Below are 19,780 nucleotides of genomic sequence, written 5' to 3'. Positions count from 1 at the left end.
CTGCCTCTAGCGCTTCGCGTACTGGGCCCAGGGGATGTTCCAGTCGCCGTAGCCCTCGAGCGGCTCGACCGGCGCGGCGCCCGTGTTCAGGACCTGGACGACGTCACCGGACTTCATGTTGTTGAAGAACCAGGCGGCGTCCACGGGCAGCAGCCCGACACAGCCGTGGGAGACGTTGGATACGCCCACGTAGCCCCATGCCGATTCGAGCGCCTGGTGGACATAGACACCGGAGGAGGTGAGCCGGTTGGCGTACTCCACGTTCAGCGGCGGGTAGTAGCCCTTGTCGCCGGGTTTCAGGCCGATGCTCCCCGCGTTGAACTTGGAATGCCGTTCCTGCTCCATGATCACGGCGTAGCCGGACGGGGAAAGCCAGTCGGAGCCGCCCAGGGTAACGGGCGCGGTCCTGACCAGCTTGCCGTCGAAGTAGACCTTCATGGTCTTGGTGTTGTCGTCCACCACTGCCAGGCGCTGCTGGCCCACCTTGAACTGCAGTTTGGCGTTGAAGTTGCCGATCATGCCCTTGCCGAAGTCCACCCCGAACAGCTTCATGTCCAAGGTGACCTGGGTGTTGGATGCCCAGAACTTCTCGGGGCGGATGCGCACCTTCTGGTCCGAGTACCAGTGCCAGGCGACGGGCTGCTTGGAGGAAACGGTGATCCTGACGGCCTTTTCAACCGCCGCCTTGTTGGTGACCGGTTCACTGAAGACGATATCGATGGGCTGTCCTGCGCCAACTGTGGAGCCGTTCTCCGGGTACACGGCGGCGTCCGCCTCGTTGGCGGGCTCCACGGTGGTGAAGGTCTGGACCTTCTTGGTTTCCCGGCCCGCCTCGTCCACGATGGTGTAGCTGTAGTTGTACGGCGTATTGAAGAGCAGCGGGTCCACTGCCGTCCACGTGCTGCCGTCAGCGCTGACAGTGCCCTTGACGGCCTCTCCCCCGGCGGCCGGCACCAGCACAACGTCCTGGACGCGGCCGTTGACCGCCTTGACGGAGGGCGCCACCGCGGGGTTTACGCCTTTGGCGCCGTCGAGCGGTGTCACACCCAGTTCGACGGCCTTGACCACGGGAGTGGCCAGGCCCGGTTCGTTGCGGACAGGGCTGGAGGCCTCGGATTGCGGTGCGGGATTGGCCCAGCCAGGGGCGGTGGCCACGCCGATACCGCCGGCGGCAACCGCAGCGCAAATGGCAACGACGGCGATAATTTTGCCGGTTTTCCGGTTGTTCTTTTCCGTCATGACTGGTTTCTCCGTGTCCCACTGGGCTGCCGATCGGCATCCGTCCGTGTGCCCAGCGGCAACGCTGACCAGTCAATTTTATCGCACGGCACAGCTAACCCCGGCCGCCGTGGCATGCCACGGCGCGCCGGGGTGCTGCGTTAGCGCCTGCGGCTAGTAGCGGTAGTGCTCCGGCTTGAACGGGCCGGCCACGTCCACGTCCAGGTAATCGGCCTGGTCCTTGGACAGTTCGGTCAGCTCCACACCCAGGGCATCGAGGTGCAGGCGTGCCACCTTCTCGTCCAGGATCTTGGGCAGCACGTAGACCTGGTTTTCGTATTCCCGCTCGCCTTCGGGCTGGTCCTTCTTGGTGAACAGCTCGATCTGCGCGATGGTCTGGTTGGCGAAGGAGTTGCTCATGACGAACGACGGGTGGCCCGTGGCGTTGCCCAGGTTCAGCAGGCGTCCTTCGGACAGGACAATGATGGACCGGGTACCGTCCGCCGAGTCCCCGCCGAAGACCCATTCGTGGACCTGGGGCTTGATCTCGACCTTGCGGATACCGGGGATCCGGGCGAGGCCTGCCATGTCGATTTCGTTGTCGAAGTGGCCGATGTTGCCCACGATGGCCTTGTTCTTCATGCCGGCCATGTGCTCGGCCATGATGACATCCTTGTTGCCCGTGGTGGTGATGAAGATGTCGCCCTGGTCCAGCACGCTCTCCAGCTTGGCTACCTGGTAGCCGTCCATGGCGGCCTGCAGTGCGCAGATGGGATCGATTTCGGTGACGATCACGCGGGCGCCCTGGCCGCGGAGCGCCTCGGCAGCACCCTTGCCGACGTCGCCGTAGCCGCAGACGACGGCGACCTTGCCGCCAATGAGGACATCGGTGGCCCGGTTGAGGCCGTCCGGCAGCGAGTGCCGGATGCCGTACTTGTTGTCGAACTTGCTCTTCGTGACGGAGTCGTTGACGTTGATGGCCGGGAAGAGCAGCTTCCCCTGTTCGGCGAGCTGGTAGAGGCGGTGCACGCCCGTGGTGGTTTCCTCGCTGACGCCGTGGATGCCGGCGGCGAGCCGGGTCCACTTCTTCGGGTCCTCGGCCAGCGTCCGGCGCAGGACGTCAAGGACGATCCCGTATTCCTCGGGGTCGTTGGCTGCGGCGGCCGGAACGGCGCCGGCTGCCTCAAACTCCACGCCGCGGTGCAGCAGCAGCGTGGCGTCGCCGCCGTCGTCGAGAATCATGTTCGGGCCCAGCTCAGGGTTCGCGTCAGCACCGGGCCAGGTGAGGATCTGCTCAGCGGTCCACCAGTATTCCTCCAGGGTTTCGCCCTTCCAGGCGAACACGGGAACGCCCTGCGGGTTCTCCACGGTGCCGGTGCCCACAACCACTGCGGCGGCGGCCTCATCCTGGGTGGAGAAGATATTGCAGGAGGCCCAGCGGACCTCGGCGCCGAGTGCGGTGAGGGTCTCGATGAGCACTGCGGTCTGCACGGTCATGTGCAGCGACCCGGCGATCCGGGCGCCTTTGAGGGGCTGGCTGGGCCCGAATTCCCGGCGCAGCGACATGAGCCCCGGCATCTCGTGCTCGGCGAGGCGGATCTGGTGGCGCCCGGCCTCGGCCAGGGAGATGTCGGCAACCTTGTAATCGAACGTCATGGGAATCCTTTGCTGTGTCCGGCGTCGAGCCTTCTGCGTTGCTGGCTGGGTATTAGGCGGTGGGGGCGGCCGCTGCGGGGCCGGCGTCGTGCTGGTCTGACCGGGCCGCCGTGGCTGCGGTGCGGAGCTCCGGGGGAAGCAACAGCGGAATGCCGTCTTCGATGGCGTACCGCAGCCGTTCGCCGCCCTCGGCCACCGACGTTGAGACGAGTTCCTCGCCCTCCTGGGTCAGAGCCGATCCGGTGACCGGGCACCGCAGAACGGACAACAGTTCAGGACTGATCTTTGGCATGGTGGATGCTCCCTGCTGGGCACAAGCGCTGTGGCTGACGGATTTCAGCTTCCAGCCTACCGCCAGTTCGGTATGAGGAAGGTTTGTGCAGAATTAGGACGGTTCGCGCAGGATGCGCAGGTGGCCACGGCGGGTGCCTTCGGTTGCGGCGGGCGCTTCCAGCGCCGAGTGGGCGGGGCGCTGGCCCGGAGCCGGGGACGCCGGCCGGGACGCTGCCTCACGGACGGCGTCGGCAAGGGCGAGAAGGTCGTCGGGACCGGGCTGGGGCGGTTGCGAGGGCATGGCGAGGCGGAGCACTTCCCAGCCGCGCGGGACGGTCAACGAACCGGCGTGCTGCTCGCAAAGGTCGTAGCAGTGCGGCTCCGCGTAGGTTGCCAGCGGGCCGAGAACGGCCGTCGAGTCCGCGTAGACGTACGTCAAAGTTGCCACCGCAGACTGGCGGCAGGCTGACCTGGAACACTGACGTATTGCACCCACGAAAACACAGAATACTCCGGCTCAGGCCGATTTCCCGACATTGACGGACGGCCCGCGCCACGACAGCGCGGCTCCGGTCCGGTTATGTCGCGCAAATCATTCGGCGGGTCTAAAGTCTGTATATGCAGTCATCGCACCATGCTTCGGGCTTTACGGTCCGGTTGGCTGACCCGGAAACGCCCCGGGACGCTGCCGGGGCTCCCGCTGGCCGGAGCTTCACACAACGCCGGCGCAACCGGCACGGCCGCGGCCTCCGGGGCGAACTGCTGCTGCCCACGCTCCCCGGCTACCGAAGCCGCTCGGACCGGTTTGATGAACTCGTCATGGACTCCGCCCAGCGGCTCCATGACATCTGGGGCAAGCCGCTCGACGGCGTCCGGTTCGCCGTCGACGAGATCCCGCCGAACCTGGAACAGCTGGTGGCCGACGGCTCGCCCGCTCCCCTGGGCTGCTACACCCCCGCCACCGAGGACGAGGGACCCATCATCACGCTGTACCGCCGCGTGGTTGAACAGGCCTGCCCCGTCAAGGAGGAACTCCAGGACCTGGTACATGACGTGGTGGTGGAACATACCGCCGAAATGCTGGGCGTTGCCCCGGAAACACTGGACCCGGTGTACCGCCGGCGCTACTAGGCCGCGTTCCACCGCCTGCGCTACCGGGCGGGTTTTTCCGCCGGCGCACGTCCGCGGCTAGTAGCCCAGCGTCACCGGTACTTTTTCCTGGCCCTCTGCGCCCGGAGCGATGGCCACGGTGGAAACATCGTTCCGGTCTTCCCGTTCCAGCAGCACAGTGCCGTAGGCCGCTCCGCCGGAGGCGGACACCAAGTATCCGACGACGGCGGAGTTGCCGATCTTGTCCGCTGCCTTGAGGGTTGTGGTGGTGCCGGCCGCGATGTCCGCGGTCGCCGCGGTGCGGAGTTTCCCGTCGGCCGTGATCGGGGCATAGGAAATGGTGGCCCTGCCGTCCAGGGCGCCGAAGACCAGCTGCCGCTCCCCGCCTTGGGGCAGCGGGACTACGTGCTGGCTGCCAAGCTGGGCGGTGGCCGGGGACCACGCGAAGTCCAGGCTCTGGCTGGCCTTCAGGCCACGACTCACGCGAGCTGCGGCCACAATGCTGACGTCCGACGTGGCGGAAACGGTGTACGTGCCGGCAGGAACGCCAGCCAGGGGCACCTCGGTGACGCTGCCGGCCTTGGCCGTGACAACGCCTCCGCCCGGGAGGGCCTGCTGCCCGGCGCGGCCAAACAGCTTGACCTCCACCACGGCATCCGACGGGCCGGGAACGGTGATCTGCAGCGACGGTCCGGCGTCGTCAAAACCCGGTTCGCCGGTCAGAGACTTCACGTCCCCGGCATCCTGGATGTCGATGCCTGTCATCACCTGGGACGGGGCCGCGGAGATCCCCGGTGCGATGAAATCCACGCCGCCGGAGGTCAGCCCGCGCAGCACGCTCTGCTGGATGAAGGCGCTGACGGGCCCGCCGGAACTCCGGACGTGCACGCTCAGCCGTTCTTCACCGGGCGCGAGACCGGCCAGGACGATCGAGCGGGTCGATTTCGGTCCCACCAGGAGGCCGCGGCTGCCCGAGGCCTTGACCTGGCCGGCCTTTCCGTAAAGCTCAAGGTTCACTGTTGCAGGGGTGGTGGAGGCGTTAGTGAGATTGATGACGCTGCTGCGGCCCACCGCGGTGTTGGCGCCGCTGAGCCAGAGGTCGTTCGAGGGCGCCTGGCAGGCGGCTGCCGCCGATCCCTGCAGGTCCCCGTCAGTGGCCGTGTAGGCCATGAGGGCTGCCGCCGCCGGCTGCCGGTTGGCGAGGGCATCCGCGGACAGCACGCTGATGTCGTCCACGGTTTCCCCCTCGACCACCCCGGCGAGCACTCCGGAGGAGCCGGCGGGAGCCGCCGCCGAGGCGGGCGCCTTGGCGATCCGCCTCAGTTCGGACCCCTTCAGCGCGGAGAGCGCGCTGCCGGGAAGGGTGCCGCCCGCCGAGCTGACCACCGCCGCGGACACGGCGCTCTTGGCCGTGGCGGATTCGGGGCTGAACTGGGGGTCGGTCCCTACCGGCGTTCCTTCAAGGAGCCGCGCCGGAGCAGGGCAGACGTCCTGGACGCTTCCGGCTGGTACGGCCGCTTCCGCCGCATCGAGCGGCTTGGCTGCCGATGGCTGCGGCGCCAGGGTGGCTGCCGCCACAATGCCTCCGCCGGCGGCGAGAATGACCACACCGGAGAGCACCCCCGCGACGATGCCGCGGGGGCCGGCTATGCGCCTGGCACCGCTGGACCGGGTGCCGGAAACGCTGCTGCCAGAAGCGTTGCCTCCAGTAGCCCGGACTACCGGTCCGCTGCCCCGCTTCGCCGGAGTCCCGCCGTCGTTCTCTTCCTCATGCATTCTGGTATTCCTTACGCAGGGAGCCTTCGTCCCTGGACAAGCCGGTGTTGGGGCGCCGAGCCGGCATCGGGAGCGCCAGCAGGACGGTCAAGCCAATGACGGCGGCCTGGAGGACGCCGGACCAGAGCGCCCACGGGCTTTCATACCGGACTGTCACCTGGCCCGCCTGCGGGGGCAGCGTGAAGGCTTGGGACCAGCCGGAGGTGGTGGACGTCAGTTTGCGGCCGTCGAGCCAGGCGGTCCAGCCGGGATCTGCCCGCTCGGCGAGTACCAGCAGCCGGCCCTCGGGTCCCTTGGGCACCGAGGCGTTGGCTCCGGTCAGATCCGAGGGAACCAGCCCGATCGTGGCGCCCTTGCTGTCGATGATGCGCACGCGATGGGCGACGTCTGCGGGCTGCAGGACGGCGTCATTCAGCGGTGCCACGCGCCAGAGCCAGCCCGTATTGGTGGGCCCGACGGCCGCCAGCCCGGGAACCGCGTCCATCCGGCTTGCAGTCAGCTGGGCTGCGGTGTCTGCGGCGCGCAGGACGACGAATCCGACGCCGAGCCGCTCCAGTTCGGGCCGCGGATCGACGCCGCGGGCAGCCACCAGGGTGGCCACGCTGGTGCGCAGCGCCGCGGTGACTTCGTCGTCGTCGCGGACCGATTCCTGCCCGGGGTTGCCGATGATGTCCCGGGCGGCCGCGATCGTTGAGAGGCCGTCCAGCGTGGTGCCCCCTCCGCGCATGAGGGTGGCGCTGTACGTTCCGTCCTCGCCGGTGCTGATCAGCAGCGTTCGGGTCTGCTCCGGCCCCTCGCCACGGTCCACCGCGGTGGCGGGCAGCATCCGCGGGTCCGTGGGGCCCACGAGCCGGGGCGCCCCGAGGTCCGCCGTGTCAGCGTGCACCGCGGCGTCGGCCGGCTGCACAACATTCTGCACCGTCCAGGCCGCCAGCCCGGCCAGCGGCCCGGCGAGCAGGAGCACCAGCGCCAGCGCCGCCGCACTGCGGGCCACGGCGCCGTGACGCACTCCCGCACCACGGGACTGGTTGTCCGATCCGGAGGCGGCAAGCGTCAGCAGGCCGTCTCCGCCGATGATGGCCGCCCCCAGCAGCGCGAACACGGCAGCGGAAACGGCCGGACCGGTGAAAGGCACAACGAGCGCCTGGGTGCCGGCCCCGGTGGCGACGTGCGCTGCCAGCCATCCGCCGGCCAGCGCGAGCAGCGCCGCGACCCAGAGGGCCTTGGCGATGCGGCCGCGGCGGTCCGGGTGGATCCGGAGCGGAACAAAGAGCGCGGCAACGGCCAGCGCCAGCAGCGGGGCTCCGACCAGGAGTGCCAGCAGCAGCGCCCAAGGGACGGACCCGCCGGAAAAGAGCGCCAGCCCGGAGAGACCGCCGGCGGGGTCGAAACTGAGCGGCTGGCCCAGAATCTGCTGCCATACCGGAGCACCTTCGAAGGGCAGGGGCAGTCCGGGGTCGGCCAGCAGTGCCCTGGGCCGGTCGAGGGTGGACAGGGCAAACGGCACAAACAGCGCAGCGCTCGGCAGGAGCGCCCACCAGAGCGTGCGTCCGCGCTTCCCCAGCACCAGGCTCAGGAGGATGATGGCGACGGCGGCCGGCAACAGGAGCGACGGGGCGGCGGCCGTGATGACCGCCAGCGCCAGCCCGGCGGCCGCGGCTGCCGTCCACGACGGCGTGCCATTGACGCCGGGCTTGGCTGGCGGCTGGTCCGCGAGGCTGCCGGGCGGAACGGGGGCGAAGCGGCCGCGTCCGAACGCGGAGCCGGTGGCCCGCAGCAGTGCCAGGACCAGCAGTGGCATCATGAGGTGCGCCAGCAGGGCTCCGATGCGCCCCTGGTTGACAGCCACTTGCAGGGCCGGCGCCGCCGCCCAGACCAAGGCAGCCGCCAACCGGAAGCGGCGGTAGGAGGTCAGGGCACCGGAGGCGAACCAGGCAGTCAGGCCGGAGAGCGGCATGGCCAGCAGGAGGAGCCAGATGACGGCACCGTTAGCGTTGCCTCCGCCCAACAAGCCGAGGATCCAGAGGACGTAGCCGAAGGGGTCGCCGTGTCCCGGGAGTCCGGCGCCCAGCCCGATCCACCAGCTGGAGGCGTGGTGCCAGATGTCCTCCAGCCGGGCTGAGACCGGCAGGAGCGCTCCGCCGGCGGCGGCGTCGGCCTGGAAAAGCGCGGCAAGGCCGGCGAAGGACGCCACGGTGGCAAGGATCACGGCGGCGACGGCACCGTTGCCCACCCAGCCCCGCTCGTTCGTGGACAGGGCGGCGAAGTCGTCCGTCGAGTCGCCGCTGGGCTGTTCCTCCAGCGGATCATTGCTGTCCTCGGAGGCCCGGGCGTCGTCCGCGCCAAGCGCTTCCATCAGGGAGCGCCTGTGGCCCCACACTTCACGCCGTTCTGTCTGCAGGGCTTTAACCACTGAGCGGCGGACGCGGCGGGTGCGAGCAGCGTTGCGCCGCCCACGGGCGAGGGCGGCGGGCCTGGCGAGGGCCGCCGCTGTGGCCAGGAGCTGCGAAAAGCCGTAGCCGGGGTCCTTCACGGCGATGCTGAAGACTAGCCGGAGTAGGCTGCCGAGGAGGGCGCCGACAGCGTGCAGCGGCAGCGCCCACAGCGGGGCGTGCTTAAGCCGCAGGTGAACCTGTGCCCGGCGCGCTGCCGAGGCCGTGCCAAGGGCGTGCGGCCGGTGGGAGACGTGGAACATACTCGCGCTGGGAACCACCACCACCCGGTGCCCGGCCAGTCGGTTACGCCAGCAGAAGTCGACGTCGTCGCCCGTGCCGGGAAGCGCGAGGTCAAACCCTTTGAGGTGCTCCCAGATGTCCCGCCGAACCAGCATGCCGGCGGAGTTGACGGCGAACGTGTCGGAACGTCCGTCGTACTGCCCCTGGTCGAGTTCGTCCGCCTCGATCAGCGTGAGCCGCTCTGCCCAGCGGCTGGTGGAAAGCCCGACGTCGATCAGACGCCGTTTGGCGTTCCAGTCCAGTTGCTTGCAGCCCGCGACTGTAACGGAGGGGGCACGCTCCACGGCGTGCAACAGTTCGGCCAGCGCCTCGGGGGCGGGTGCCGCATCATCGTGCAGCAGCCAGATCCATTCGGACTGGCCTTGCTGGCCCCGCCGGTTCCACGGGGCCAGGGCGGCCAAGCCGGCCCGCACGGCAGCGCCCATCCCCGTCTTGCCGCCATTGACGGCAATGACATTGGCATCGCCGATGGCACGCTGCAGGAGGGCAGCCGAATTGTCCTGTGAGCCGGTATCCACCCCGATCACGGTGTCCGCCGGCCGGGTCTGCGCGGCCAGCGCTGAAAGTGTCCTGGGCAGATAGTCACTGCCGTTGTGGGCTACCACAACGGCAGTGACGTGTACTTCCTGAAGAATTAGACCGCTCGCTTCCTCAGCCGTCGGCGCTCACGCTCGGAGAGGCCACCCCAAATCCCAAACCGTTCGTCATTCGCCAGTGCATACTCCAGGCACTGCGACCGCACGCTGCACGCTCCGCAAACTTTCTTGGCGTCCCGTGTGGAACCGCCCTTTTCCGGGAAAAAAGCCTCCGGATCTGTCTGGGCGCACAGCGCATCGGTCTGCCACCCAAGCTCGCCTTCGTCGTCGAAATCCTGCCCCAGCGGCAAACCGATCCACACCGGCTGGGCCAGGGTGGAGGATGCCGGGTTACTGATCTCCATGGGGGGATCAAAATCGTCCTCGTCCTGCTCCGGCTGCCCGGCCAGCAGGGACTCATTCTGGAGGGCGTCATGCTGGGCCAGGAAGGCCGTGGCCTGGTCCTGCAGCGAGGCAGACGTGTCCTTGTTGTACCGCTCTGCGGCGTCCGGATCAGCCGGATCTACGTACCAGTCGCTGGGTACCCCCCGTGACCTGTACTTTGCTGTGGCCTGGCCGGCCATAACAGCATCATCATGCATACGCTCCGCTTGCCCCATGGCGTCCCCTCCTGAGTAGTGCGGCCCCCGGCCCGACGGTCAGGACACTACGTGGTGTTCCTGAGAGTTCGCCGCGGCTTTTCGATATCTAATTACACGGGTGTAAGTAGTAGGGAGTCAAGCCGCGACGGAATAATAATCAATACCGGTCCGAATCAGCAGGCGCGCCACGCCCGGGAATTATTTTCCCGCCCCGCGCGGCGCCCGCCCGGAATTTGACAGCAACCTTAGTATCCCGCCCGCCGCGCGTGCAATTCCGGCAATTCTGCCGCGGGCCGGTAGGTTAAGGCAAACGACGTTACAAACTGTTGTGCCGGAGATCACGGTAAAAGCCGTGGCAAGATGAAGCCATGAACATCCCGGCCACTGATCTGATGACGGCCCTGCGCTCGGGCCACTCCACCTCACCGCGCCTGACCTGGTACGGCCCCGACGCGGAGCGGGTGGAACTCTCCGGCCGGGTGCTGGACAACTGGGTCGCAAAGACCAGCAACCTGCTCCAGGACGAACTCGACGCCGAGCCGGGAATGCGGCTGCGGCTGGACCTGCCCGCACACTGGAAATCCATCATCTGGGCCCTCGCCGCCTGGCAGCTGGGCATGGAAGTGGTGCTCGGATCCGGCGACGCGGACCTGCTCGCCACGTCCGAGCCGGACGCCGCAGAGGACGGGTTCGACGCCGTCGTTGCTGTTCCGCTGCCTGCCCTGGCGATGCGGTGGCCAGGCGATCTGCCCGCCGGAGTTCTCGACTATGCCGCCGAGGTCCGCTCCCACGGTGACGTGTTCATGGCCCACAATGACCCCGATCCGGGAGCTCCTGCGGTCCGCGGCTCAGACGGTGCAGCCGTCCGGCATGAAGCCCTCCTGGCGGAGTTTGCCGCGGGACACGAGCCGAGCGCGAGGCTCCTGGTGCGCGCGGCCGACGGCCTCGAGGCGGCGCTGGCCAACGCCCTGGGCGCGTGGAAGAGCGACGGTTCGGTGGTCCTGGTCCATGGCGACGTGGAGCTGACGGAGAAGCTTCTGACAGCCGAGCGCATCCACGGCGAGTGAGCCGCTAGCCCGGGCTTGACGGAACTAGCGTGGCGGGACGGAACTAGCGTGGCCGGACGGTACTAGCTTGGCCGGACGGGCCGCTCGGGGTCGTCTACGTCCGGTTCCAGGACGCGCTCCGCCGGCTTGGCGGGGTGGTGGTGGAGCTCTATGATCTCGTGGTCGTGCGAGAACTCCGGTTCCTGGTCGAGTTCCTGGTTGAAGACGAGGAACCGGTAGGCAAAGAAGCGGACGACCGTGGCCACCAGAATGCCCACGACGCCCGCGGCGAAGAGCATGTTCTTGTCCGTGACGCCCAACGAATACTTCGCCAGGGCCGTGAAGCCGGTGGAGATGCCGATCCCGATGCCGTTGATGAGGATGAACATCAGGAATTCACGGAGCACGTTGGCCTGGCGGCGGTGCCGGAACGTCCAGAGACGGTTGGCGATCCAGGAAAAGACGGTGGCGACGGTGGCGCCCACGAAGCGGGCCTTGGCCTCGCTGTCCGTCATGGGTCCGTGCATCAGGTAATAAGTCAGCCCGTTGTCAATGACAAACGCCACACCGCCCACGGCACCGAACTTCGCCACCTCGCGCCAGAAAAGCGAGGCGAGTCCCCGGATGCGCTCTGCAAGTGTGTTAATCATGACCCTCCGTGGCCGTTTGAATAGTGGGGGCCGTTGGGCCAAGCTCCCATTTTAGCGCCGTTTGCCGGGAGTAACCTCAATGCGTTCCTGCGCCGGAGGGCCCCATCCGCAGCCGCGCCGCCAAAATCGTGCGACTTGGGAAGCTTCACAGCCATGAAAGACAGCAACCGCGCTCCTTTTCTGTAGGCTGGAACATGTGACTTTTCCAGTAATCGGCGTGGTTGGCGGCGGCCAGCTTGCGCGCATGATGGCCCCCGCCGCCACGGCCCTGGGCTTTGAACTCCGTGTTTTGGCTGAAGGCGAAGACGTATCCGCGGTCTCCGCTGTCCCCAATGCCCCCGTGGGCGACTACAAGGATCTCGCGGCCCTGATGGAGTTCTCCAAGGGCCTGGACGTGATGACCTTTGACCACGAGCACGTCCCGGGCGACCACCTCTATGCCCTGATCGAGGCCGGAGTGAACGTCCAGCCCGGCCCGGACGCCCTGGTCAACGCCCAGGACAAGCTGGTCATGCGCGCCGCCATCGACCGCCTCGAACTGCCCAACCCCGAGTGGGCCGCGGTGGACGACGTCGCCGGGCTGGTCAGCTTCGGGAACCGGATCGGCTGGCCCGTGGTGCTCAAAACACCGCGCGGAGGCTACGACGGAAAGGGCGTGCGGATCGTCGGTTCCCCCGAGGAAGCCGCAGAGACCGCCGACTGGTTCGAGGCCATGAGCCCGCTCCTCGCCGAGGCCAAGGTCGAGTTCAGCCGCGAACTCTCGGCACTCGTAGCCCGCACTCCGGACGGGGCGTCCCGCGCCTGGCCGGTGGTCCACACCATTCAGGTGGATGGCGTCTGCGACGAAGTGATCGCGCCGGCACAGAACATTTCCCTTGAGGTGGCTGCGGCCGCCGAGGAGGCTGCCCTCCGGATCGCAAATGAACTCGGCGTCACCGGCGTCATGGCCGTGGAGATGTTCGAGACGCCCGGCAGCGGCGCCGGCTTCCTGATCAATGAATTGGCGATGCGGCCCCACAACACGGGGCACTGGACGCAGGACGGCTCCGTCACCAGCCAGTTCGAACAACACCTGCGGGCGGTCCTGAACCTGCCCCTGGGTGCGACGGACGTCCTGGGCCAGGTCGCCGTGATGAAGAACTTCCTGGGCGGCGACAACCAGGACCTCTTCTCCGCCTTCCCGGCCGCGCTGGCGGCAGAACCGGCCGCCAAGGTCCACTGCTACGGCAAATCCGTGCGTCCCGGCCGAAAGATCGGGCACGTCAACCTGGTGGGCGCGTCCGCTGCGGACGTTGACTCCCTCCGCCAGCGCGCCACCACCGTGGCGAACATCATCCGTGACGGCAGACTGCCGGCCGCGGCATCAGGCACCACCGAGGAGACCTCATGAGCCCCGAATCCGCTGCAGCCCCGGAAACCGGTGCCCCCGCCCCCCTCGTAGGCCTCGTCATGGGCTCGGATTCGGACTGGCCCGTCATGGAGGCTGCGGCCGATGCCCTGGCCGAGTTCGGCATTCCGTTCGAGGCGGATGTTGTCTCCGCCCACCGCATGCCCACCGAGATGATCCGCTACGGACAGACCGCGCACGAGCGCGGCCTCCGCGTGATCATTGCCGGAGCCGGCGGTGCGGCGCACCTGCCGGGCATGCTTGCGTCCGTCACCCCCCTGCCAGTGATCGGTGTTCCGGTCCCGCTCAAGACCCTGGACGGCATGGATTCCCTGCTCTCCATCGTGCAGATGCCCGCCGGGGTCCCCGTGGCCACGGTCTCCATCGCCGGGGCCCGGAACGCAGGCCTGCTCGCCGTCCGCATGCTGGCGTCCGGCACCGATGAGCTCTCCGCCCGCCTCCGCACGGAGCTCCTGGACTTCGCCCAGGAACTCAACGACGTGGCAAGCCGGAAAGGCGCCAACCTGCGCCAGAAAGTCAACGAAGTCTTCTCCGACGCAAACGTGGCTCTCCGGAGCAGCCGGTAGGGATCTGCCATGTCCAACACCGAATTGCCGTCCCAGGGCCCACTGACGGATCCCGTCCGCAACCCGTCGAGCGCTGCTGAACCTGTCCGGACCAAGCGCGCGTTCCTGCTGATCCTACTCACGCTGCTGGTGCCCGGGAGTGCCCAGATCGTGGCCGGCGACCGCAAGCTTGGCCGGATCGCCCTGCGCGTGACGCTCAGCGCCTGGCTGCTCGTGATCCTTGCCCTGGTGCTGCTGTTCACCAACCGGACCCTGCTGATCAACATCATCACCAATCCGGTTGCCTCGCTGCTCATCGTCCTTGTCCTTGCCGCGCTGGCAGTGGGCTGGCTGGTGCTGTTCGTCAACACCCTGCGGCTCATCCGGCCGGTGTTGCTGCCCACCCGGATGCGGCCCGCCGTCGTGATTGCCCTTGTCCTCGCCATGGTGGTGAGCAGCGGATCGCTGGGCTACGCCGCATACCTGCTCAACGTCAGCCGGAATGCGATCGGCAGCATCTTCAACGCCAACGGACCGGCCATCGAACCGGTGGACGGCCGCTACAACTTCCTCATGATGGGCGGCGACGCCGGTGCCGACAGGACCGGCCGGCGCCCGGACAGCCTGTCCGTGCTCAGCGTCGACGCCAAATCCGGCCAGACGGCCATCATCTCGGTGCCGCGTAACCTGCAGAACGCCCAGTTCAGCGAAGGTTCGCCCATGCGGAAGATCTATCCGGACGGCTACAACTGCGGCGACGAGTGCCTCATCAACGCGATCAACACCGAAGTCACGAACGAGCACAAGGACCTGTACCCCGGGGTTGCGGATCCCGGAGCGCAGGCCACCCTGGAAGCGGTTTCGGGCACGCTCGGCATCACCGTGCAGGCGTATGTGCTGGTGGACATGGACGGCTTCGCGAAGCTGATTGACGCGATGGGCGGCATCCGGATCAAGGCCGGCGGCTGGGTGCCCATCAGCGGCGACATGATTGACGAGGCCAACGGCATCCACGGCATGCCGCTGGGCTGGATCCCGGCCGGAGAACAGAAGCTGGACGGCTACCACGCCCTCTGGTACGGCCGCTCCCGGGAATTCGTGGACGACTACGCCAGGATTCAGCGGCAGCAATGCGTCCAGCAGGCCATGCTGAAACAGCTGGACCCCGCAACTCTGCTGGCGAAATTCGAGGACATCGCCAACGCCGGCACGAAGGTGGTGGACTCCAACATCTCCGCCAGCCAGCTCGGCAGCTTCGTGGACCTGGCCATGAAGGCCAAGGGCCAGGACGTCAAGCGGCTCACCATCGGCCCACCTGACTTCGACGCGTCCTTCTCCACGGTGCCCAACTTCGACCAGATCCATGACCGGGTCAAGAAGCTGCTCGCGTCTGCCAGCTCCGGGTCGTCGCCAGCCGCCGCGTCTGAAGACACGTTGCTGCAGCCGGGTGCCGTGCCCGGCAACGGGCTCTCCGCCGCAGGCGCCGCAGCAGGTCCCCTCGCGGGCCTTCCGGCCACCACCCCCTCACCGTCACCATCGTCGGCGTCGGACTTCACCCCGGTGACCACCACCCCTGAGGGGGAACCGATCACGGAAGCGATGCTGAACCAGTTCAAGCGCGAGGGCAACGAGCAGGCCATCCGCGACCTCGTGGCCACCAACGGCCAGTGCGCACCGCTTTGAGCAACACCTACAGCACGCTTTGAGCACTACGTACATCAAAAGAGGGGGGACACCAGGCGTGTACCAGATAGAGAATGTCCTGCGGCGGTATGCCTGGGGATCGACGACGGCGATCGCCGGCCTGCTCGGCCGGCCGGAGTCCGGCGGTCCGGAAGCCGAGTTGTGGATAGGTGCCCATCCTGATTCGCCGTCGGTGGCCATCCGGCCGGACGGCACGACCACGCCGCTTGACGCACTCATCGGTGAGGACCCGGAACATTTTCTGGGCGCGGCTTCGGTGGCCGAGTTCGGTCCCCGGCTGCCGTTCCTGGCTAAGCTCCTCGCTGCAGCCAAGCCGCTGTCCCTGCAGGTGCACCCGAGCCTTGAGCAGGCCAGGGCCGGGTACGCCCGCGAAAATGACGCCGGCATTCCGGCCGACGCGGCGAACCGCAATTACCATGACGACAACCACAAACCCGAAATGATTTTCGCGCTGACCCCGTTCGAGTCGCTGTGCGGATTCCGTGAACCGGAGAAGTCCCGCGACATCTTCCTCCACCTCGCAGGCTGCCTGGAGCTTCCCGGGAACGGCGTCCCGCAGGTTCTGAAGGACGTCATCGACGACCTCTCGCAGCCCGAGGAGGCGACAGCGCTGAGGTCGGCGTTCGAACGGCTGATCGCCGGTGGCGAGGAAGTCAGGGAAGCTACGTCCCGGGTGGTCGATGTGCTGGCCTCGGGTGCACCCCTTGCTCCCTACCAGCCGGAGCTTTCCACGGTACTGAGCCTCAACAGCGAATACCCCGGCGATCCCGGCGTGCTGATCTCCCTGCTGCTGAACCGGCTGTCCCTGAAACCCGGCGAGGCCGTATACCTCCCTGCAGGCAAGATCCATGCCTACCTGCACGGCCTCGGCGTCGAGGTGATGGCGTCCTCGGACAACGTGCTCCGCGGCGGACTGACTCCCAAGTTCATCGACATTCCCGAGCTGCTGAACACGATCGCCTTCGAATCGGTGGACGTTCCCATGCTCCGGCCGGAGACCTCCGAACTCGGACAGGAACTGTACTTCCCGCCCTTCCGCGAGTTCCAGCTCCAGCGGATCGAACTGCAGCCGGACGGCGAGCCTGTTCCGCTGGCGCAGTCGGGCGCCGCGGTGGTTATTGTCGTCACCGGTTCCGTGATCCTTGACTCGCCGAAGGGCGACCTCCAGCTGGGCCACGGCGCAAGTGCCTTCCTGCCGGACGCCGACGCCCCCGTCAACGTCCATCCCGTGTCCGGGGCCACGGAGAACGCCGTGGCCTTCGCCGTGACCACCTCGACGAAGGCCTGACCCGCTGTGGAATATTTCCTGCAAACAAAAGCCTGGGAGGACTTCCAGAAGTCGCTGGGACGCCACGTGCACCGGCAATCCGGTCCCGGCTGGAGTTTCCTGGCCATTGAGGAGAAGAACCCCGCGGGCAAGGTCCTGTATGCGCCGTACGGCCCTGTGGCCGAGTCGGTGGAGGCGTTCGACGCCGCACTGGCGGCCCTCCGGACGCTGGCGAAGTCCTGTGGCGCCGTCTTCATCCGGATCGAGCCTGTGACTGCGGGTCTCGATCCTGAGGGCGCGCCCGAGGCGCTGCGGAGCCGTGGCCTGCAGCCGGCCCCGGTCAACCAGCAGCCCGAACTCAGCTGGATCGTGGACCTTGACCGGGACTTCAAGGAGGTCCTGGCGGAGATGAAGCCAGTCAACCGCAACCTGTACCGGAATATTCACAAGAAGGGCGTCACGTTCCGCGCCACGCAGGATCCCGAGGACATCCGCGTACTCCTGAACTTCCTCCACATGACCGCACGGCGGAACGGCTTCAAGCCGCAGAGCGACGAGTACCTGACGCAGGTGGCCCAGTCCCTCATGCCGGCGGGCGCGGCCACGCTGTTCATCGCCGACCTGCACGGCGGCCCAGTGGCGGCAGCCCTGGCCTACGATTCGGCGGACACTCGGACGTACGCCCACGCTGCCATGGATGACACCCACCGCAAGCTCAGTGCTGGCATTCCCCTCCTCGTGACGCTCATGGCCGATGCCCAGGAGAGGGGCCTGAAGCATGTGGACCTTTGGGGCGTGGCCCCCGCCGACCAGCCCGACCACAAGTGGGCAGGGTTCACCGCGTTCAAGAAGTCGTTCGGCGGGCGGGAGATCGCCTACCCCGGCACCTGGGACCTGCCCGTCAACCGGCCCCGGTACGCGGCCTACCAGGTGGCCCGCAAACTCCGCGAAAGCATCAAGGCCCTCATCAAGCGCCCCACCTCCTGAGCGCGAAGAGCGCGAACGGACACTTGAGCCCGCAGTTCAGGGCCACAAGTGTACGTTCGCGCTCTCCCGGAGTTTGCGTCTGTGGATAACCTCCCCGCGGCCCTTTGCCCGGTGCACACTGGAGCATGCGTCTCTCACCACTGCCCCAGGATCTGGCTGCGGGATCATTCACTTCTTCCGACGCTGCCGCCTGCGGTGTGTCCAGGAAGCGCCAGCGGCAACCGGACCTGGCCATTCCCTCCCGCGGGATCCGCGTTCCGCTGAAAGGTGAGGCCACCACGTCCGCGAACCTGCGCGCTTACACCTCGCTGGACGACGCGTCTACACTCACGCACCGCTCCGGCGCGCGGATCTGGGGTTACGGCCTTCCCGCCTGGATGCAGGAGGACTGGAGAATCCACGTCGCACGCGAGAGAAACGGCAGCAAGCCCCGCCGGCGGAACGTCGTTGGTCACCGTATGACTTTCAAACCCGGCGAGGTGGTGATCCACGACGGCGTCCGGGTCACCTCGCCTGCAAGAACCTGGCTCGACCTGGCGAACCTGCTGAGCGTCGACGAACTGATCGCCGCGGGAGACTCCGCGGTGGTTGCCCATGGATCGGAATTCCCGGTACCGCGGCTTGCACTGGCGACGATCGAGGACCTGCGGCGCATGGTTGCCTCACACCCGGGCATGCGTGGCATGAAGACGGCGCGGCTCGCACTCCCCGAGATCCGCATTGGGGCTGACTCCCCGCAGGAGACCAGAATGCGCCTGGTTCTTGCCCGCACCAAGCTCGGCGAACCAGTTCTAATCCATGTCATCCGCAATAGTTGGGGCCAACCGGCTGTATGGCCGGACGCCGCCTATCCGGAACACCTCCTCGCGCTCCAATACGACGGCGGGCACCATTCGGATCCGATCCAGACGGCACGCGACAGGAAGCGCAAGGAAACCACGGAGCGCCTCGGCTGGACCGAGCTCAGAATATTCAAGGACGATCTTGACGGCGAGAAGCCCTTCGTTCTCGAGAAGGTCAGGGCAACGTTGCAGGGGCGGCTCCGGCGCCAGGCATAGGGAACCTGGGACGCCTTCCGTTGAAAGGCCCGCGAACGTACAGTTGTGGCCCCTAATCCGGTCGGAAAAGGGGCCACAACTGTACGTTCGCGCTAGGAGGGCGCTGGGAGCGGCCGAAGCCGGAGGGGCTAGCTCTTGCGGGCGTAGCCTTCCCACTTGCTGGCCTGGTGCTCGCCGTCCACGAAGCGGATGGTGCCGGACTTGGAGCGCATGACGATCGACTGCGTCAGCACCTTCTCCTTGTTGTAACGGACGCCGCGGAGGAGGTCGCCGTCGGTGATGCCGGTGGCGGCGAAGTAGCAGTTGTCGCTGGTGACGAGGTCGTTGGTGGACAGGACCCGCTCGAGGTCGTGGCCGGCGTCGATCGCCTTCTGCTTCTCGTCGTCGCTCGTGGGCCATAGCCGGCCCTGGATCACGCCGCCCAGGGACTTGATGGCACAGGCCGCCACGATGCCTTCCGGGGTTCCGCCGATACCCATGAGGGCGTCCACGCCGGTGCCGGAGCGGGCAGCGGCGATGGCACCTGCAACGTCTCCGTCCATGATGAACTTGGTGCGCGCGCCGGCTTCACGGATTTCCTCGACCAGCGGCCGGTGGCGGTCACGGTCCAGGATCATGACGTTGAGCTGGTTGACCTTCACGCCCTTGGCCTTGGCGATCAGGTGCAGGTTCTGCTTGACCGGCAAACGCAGGTCAACCATGTCGGCGGCCTCAGGCCCGGTGACCAGCTTCTCCATGTAGAACACGGCGGAGGGGTCGAACATGGAGCCGCGCTCGGCGACGGCCAGGACAGCCAGGGCGTTGTTGATGCCCAATGCGGTCAGGCGGGTTCCGTCGATGGGGTCGACGGCGACGTCGCACTCGGGGCCGGTGCCGTCACCAACCTGTTCGCCGTTGAACAGCATCGGGGCTTCGTCTTTTTCGCCTTCACCGATGACCACGACGCCGTTGAAGTGGACAGTCTGAAGGAACGAACGCATTGCGTCGACGGCGGCGCCGTCCGCCTTGTTCTTGTCGCCGAAGCCCACCCAGTGGCCGCCGGCGATCGCCGCTGCTTCGGTGACGCGGACAAGTTCAAGGGCGAGGTTGCGGTCCGGCTCGTCAATGCCGACGGCGAGCGACGGGGAAAGTGTTGAGTACTTCTGGGTAATGGACGCTGGTGACACGTGA

17 protein-coding genes are annotated in these 19,780 nt (G+C 67.3%); 8 read left to right on the top strand and 9 right to left on the bottom strand.

Features of this window, described 5'->3' with window-relative positions; all coding sequences use genetic code 11:
• Window positions 1-6 precede the first annotated feature (6 nt).
• The 4 genes from QFZ23_RS07450 to QFZ23_RS07435 form a co-directional block, all read right to left on the bottom strand.
• Window positions 7-1,239, bottom strand: a complete 1,233-nt coding sequence (locus tag QFZ23_RS07450) for a L,D-transpeptidase (RefSeq protein ID WP_306921740.1) — start codon at window positions 1,237-1,239, stop codon at window positions 7-9.
• Between the two features lie 153 nt (window positions 1,240-1,392).
• The gene (gene ahcY, locus QFZ23_RS07445; RefSeq protein ID WP_306921739.1) at window positions 1,393-2,874 is read right to left on the bottom strand and encodes an adenosylhomocysteinase; all 1,482 of its coding nucleotides are present in this window, start codon (window positions 2,872-2,874) and stop codon (window positions 1,393-1,395) included.
• A gap of 52 nt (window positions 2,875-2,926) precedes the next feature.
• On the bottom strand, window positions 2,927-3,166 hold the full coding sequence (locus tag QFZ23_RS07440) for a Trm112 family protein (RefSeq protein ID WP_306921737.1): 240 nt from the start codon (window positions 3,164-3,166) through the stop codon (window positions 2,927-2,929).
• Between the two features lie 93 nt (window positions 3,167-3,259).
• The gene (locus tag QFZ23_RS07435) at window positions 3,260-3,643 is read right to left on the bottom strand and encodes a DUF3499 domain-containing protein (RefSeq protein ID WP_306921735.1); all 384 of its coding nucleotides are present in this window, start codon (window positions 3,641-3,643) and stop codon (window positions 3,260-3,262) included.
• Window positions 3,644-3,765: 122 nt separating this feature from the next.
• On the opposite strand from QFZ23_RS07435, the gene QFZ23_RS07430 reads away from it, so the two are divergent.
• Window positions 3,766-4,278 (top strand): metallopeptidase family protein, encoded by a 513-nt coding sequence (locus QFZ23_RS07430; protein ID WP_306921733.1) that lies wholly within the window; start codon window positions 3,766-3,768, stop codon window positions 4,276-4,278.
• A 57-nt stretch (window positions 4,279-4,335) separates the two neighbouring features.
• On the opposite strand, the gene QFZ23_RS07425 is transcribed toward QFZ23_RS07430, so the two are convergent.
• Genes QFZ23_RS07425 through QFZ23_RS07415 form a run of 3 tightly spaced genes read right to left on the bottom strand, consistent with a single transcriptional unit; the run spans window position 4,336 to window position 9,963 of the window.
• On the bottom strand, window positions 4,336-6,033 hold the full coding sequence (locus QFZ23_RS07425; RefSeq protein WP_306921732.1) for a DUF5719 family protein: 1,698 nt from the start codon (window positions 6,031-6,033) through the stop codon (window positions 4,336-4,338).
• Entirely contained in the window at window positions 6,026-9,373 is a 3,348-nt protein-coding gene (locus tag QFZ23_RS07420) for a glycosyltransferase (RefSeq protein WP_373427856.1), read from the bottom strand. Before QFZ23_RS07420 ends, QFZ23_RS07425 begins: the two co-directional genes overlap by 8 nt.
• Before the next feature lie 29 nt (window positions 9,374-9,402).
• A complete protein-coding gene (locus QFZ23_RS07415) occupies window positions 9,403-9,963 on the bottom strand; it encodes a WhiB family transcriptional regulator (protein WP_306921730.1) in 561 nt (186 codons plus the stop codon).
• A 350-nt stretch (window positions 9,964-10,313) separates the two neighbouring features.
• On the opposite strand from QFZ23_RS07415, the gene QFZ23_RS07410 reads away from it, so the two are divergent.
• Window positions 10,314-11,012: a TIGR03089 family protein gene (locus QFZ23_RS07410; RefSeq protein WP_306921729.1), complete on the top strand. Its 699-nt coding sequence runs from the start codon at window positions 10,314-10,316 to the stop codon at window positions 11,010-11,012.
• Between the two features lie 62 nt (window positions 11,013-11,074).
• On the opposite strand, the gene QFZ23_RS07405 is transcribed toward QFZ23_RS07410, so the two are convergent.
• Window positions 11,075-11,641 (bottom strand): GtrA family protein, encoded by a 567-nt coding sequence (locus QFZ23_RS07405; RefSeq protein WP_306921727.1) that lies wholly within the window; start codon window positions 11,639-11,641, stop codon window positions 11,075-11,077.
• A 196-nt stretch (window positions 11,642-11,837) separates the two neighbouring features.
• On the opposite strand from QFZ23_RS07405, the gene QFZ23_RS07400 reads away from it, so the two are divergent.
• From QFZ23_RS07400 to QFZ23_RS07375, 6 genes are all read left to right on the top strand, one after another.
• Window positions 11,838-13,031 carry a 5-(carboxyamino)imidazole ribonucleotide synthase gene (locus QFZ23_RS07400; RefSeq protein ID WP_306921726.1) on the top strand — a complete coding sequence of 398 codons (1,194 nt, stop codon included), beginning with the start codon at window positions 11,838-11,840 and terminating at the stop codon, window positions 13,029-13,031.
• Entirely contained in the window at window positions 13,028-13,615 is a 588-nt protein-coding gene (gene purE / locus QFZ23_RS07395) for a 5-(carboxyamino)imidazole ribonucleotide mutase (protein ID WP_306921725.1), read from the top strand. The genes QFZ23_RS07400 and purE overlap by 4 nt, the downstream gene beginning before the upstream one ends.
• 9 nt (window positions 13,616-13,624) lie before the next feature.
• On the top strand, window positions 13,625-15,277 hold the full coding sequence (locus QFZ23_RS07390) for an LCP family protein (RefSeq protein ID WP_306921724.1): 1,653 nt from the start codon (window positions 13,625-13,627) through the stop codon (window positions 15,275-15,277).
• A gap of 58 nt (window positions 15,278-15,335) precedes the next feature.
• A complete protein-coding gene (gene manA / locus QFZ23_RS07385; RefSeq protein WP_306921722.1) occupies window positions 15,336-16,586 on the top strand; it encodes a mannose-6-phosphate isomerase, class I in 1,251 nt (416 codons plus the stop codon).
• Between the two features lie 6 nt (window positions 16,587-16,592).
• Entirely contained in the window at window positions 16,593-17,552 is a 960-nt protein-coding gene (locus QFZ23_RS07380) for a lipid II:glycine glycyltransferase FemX (protein WP_306921720.1), read from the top strand.
• A 125-nt stretch (window positions 17,553-17,677) separates the two neighbouring features.
• Complete coding sequence (locus QFZ23_RS07375; RefSeq protein WP_306921717.1) at window positions 17,678-18,610, top strand: endonuclease domain-containing protein; 933 nt, start codon at window positions 17,678-17,680, stop codon at window positions 18,608-18,610.
• A 128-nt stretch (window positions 18,611-18,738) separates the two neighbouring features.
• Here QFZ23_RS07375 and glpX read toward each other — a convergent pair whose 3' ends face one another.
• Entirely contained in the window at window positions 18,739-19,776 is a 1,038-nt protein-coding gene (glpX, locus tag QFZ23_RS07370) for a class II fructose-bisphosphatase (protein ID WP_003797994.1), read from the bottom strand.
• Window positions 19,777-19,780: the final 4 nt, after the last annotated feature.

The sequence above is a fragment of the Arthrobacter globiformis genome, from assembly GCF_030818015.1.
Lineage (GTDB): Bacteria > Actinomycetota > Actinomycetes > Actinomycetales > Micrococcaceae > Arthrobacter > Arthrobacter globiformis_C.
This window is presented reverse-complemented; position numbering and strand designations above follow the sequence as displayed.

Bases quoted from the DNA above. Each gene is read 5' to 3' on its own strand.
- QFZ23_RS07410 (WP_306921729.1), top strand. From the start codon at position 10,314: ATGAACATCCCGGCCACTGATCTGATGACGGCCCTGCGCTCGGGCCAC.
- QFZ23_RS07375 (WP_306921717.1), top strand. From the start codon at position 17,678: ATGCGTCTCTCACCACTGCCCCAGGATCTGGCTGCGGGATCATTCACT.
- QFZ23_RS07425 (WP_306921732.1), bottom strand. From the start codon at position 6,033: ATGCATGAGGAAGAGAACGACGGCGGGACTCCGGCGAAGCGGGGCAGC.
- QFZ23_RS07440 (WP_306921737.1), bottom strand. From the start codon at position 3,166: ATGCCAAAGATCAGTCCTGAACTGTTGTCCGTTCTGCGGTGCCCGGTC.
- purE (WP_306921725.1), top strand. From the start codon at position 13,028: ATGAGCCCCGAATCCGCTGCAGCCCCGGAAACCGGTGCCCCCGCCCCC.
- QFZ23_RS07430 (WP_306921733.1), top strand. From the start codon at position 3,766: ATGCAGTCATCGCACCATGCTTCGGGCTTTACGGTCCGGTTGGCTGAC.
- QFZ23_RS07450 (WP_306921740.1), bottom strand. From the start codon at position 1,239: ATGACGGAAAAGAACAACCGGAAAACCGGCAAAATTATCGCCGTCGTT.
- QFZ23_RS07415 (WP_306921730.1), bottom strand. From the start codon at position 9,963: ATGGGGCAAGCGGAGCGTATGCATGATGATGCTGTTATGGCCGGCCAG.
- ahcY (WP_306921739.1), bottom strand. From the start codon at position 2,874: ATGACGTTCGATTACAAGGTTGCCGACATCTCCCTGGCCGAGGCCGGG.
- QFZ23_RS07405 (WP_306921727.1), bottom strand. From the start codon at position 11,641: ATGATTAACACACTTGCAGAGCGCATCCGGGGACTCGCCTCGCTTTTC.
- QFZ23_RS07390 (WP_306921724.1), top strand. From the start codon at position 13,625: ATGTCCAACACCGAATTGCCGTCCCAGGGCCCACTGACGGATCCCGTC.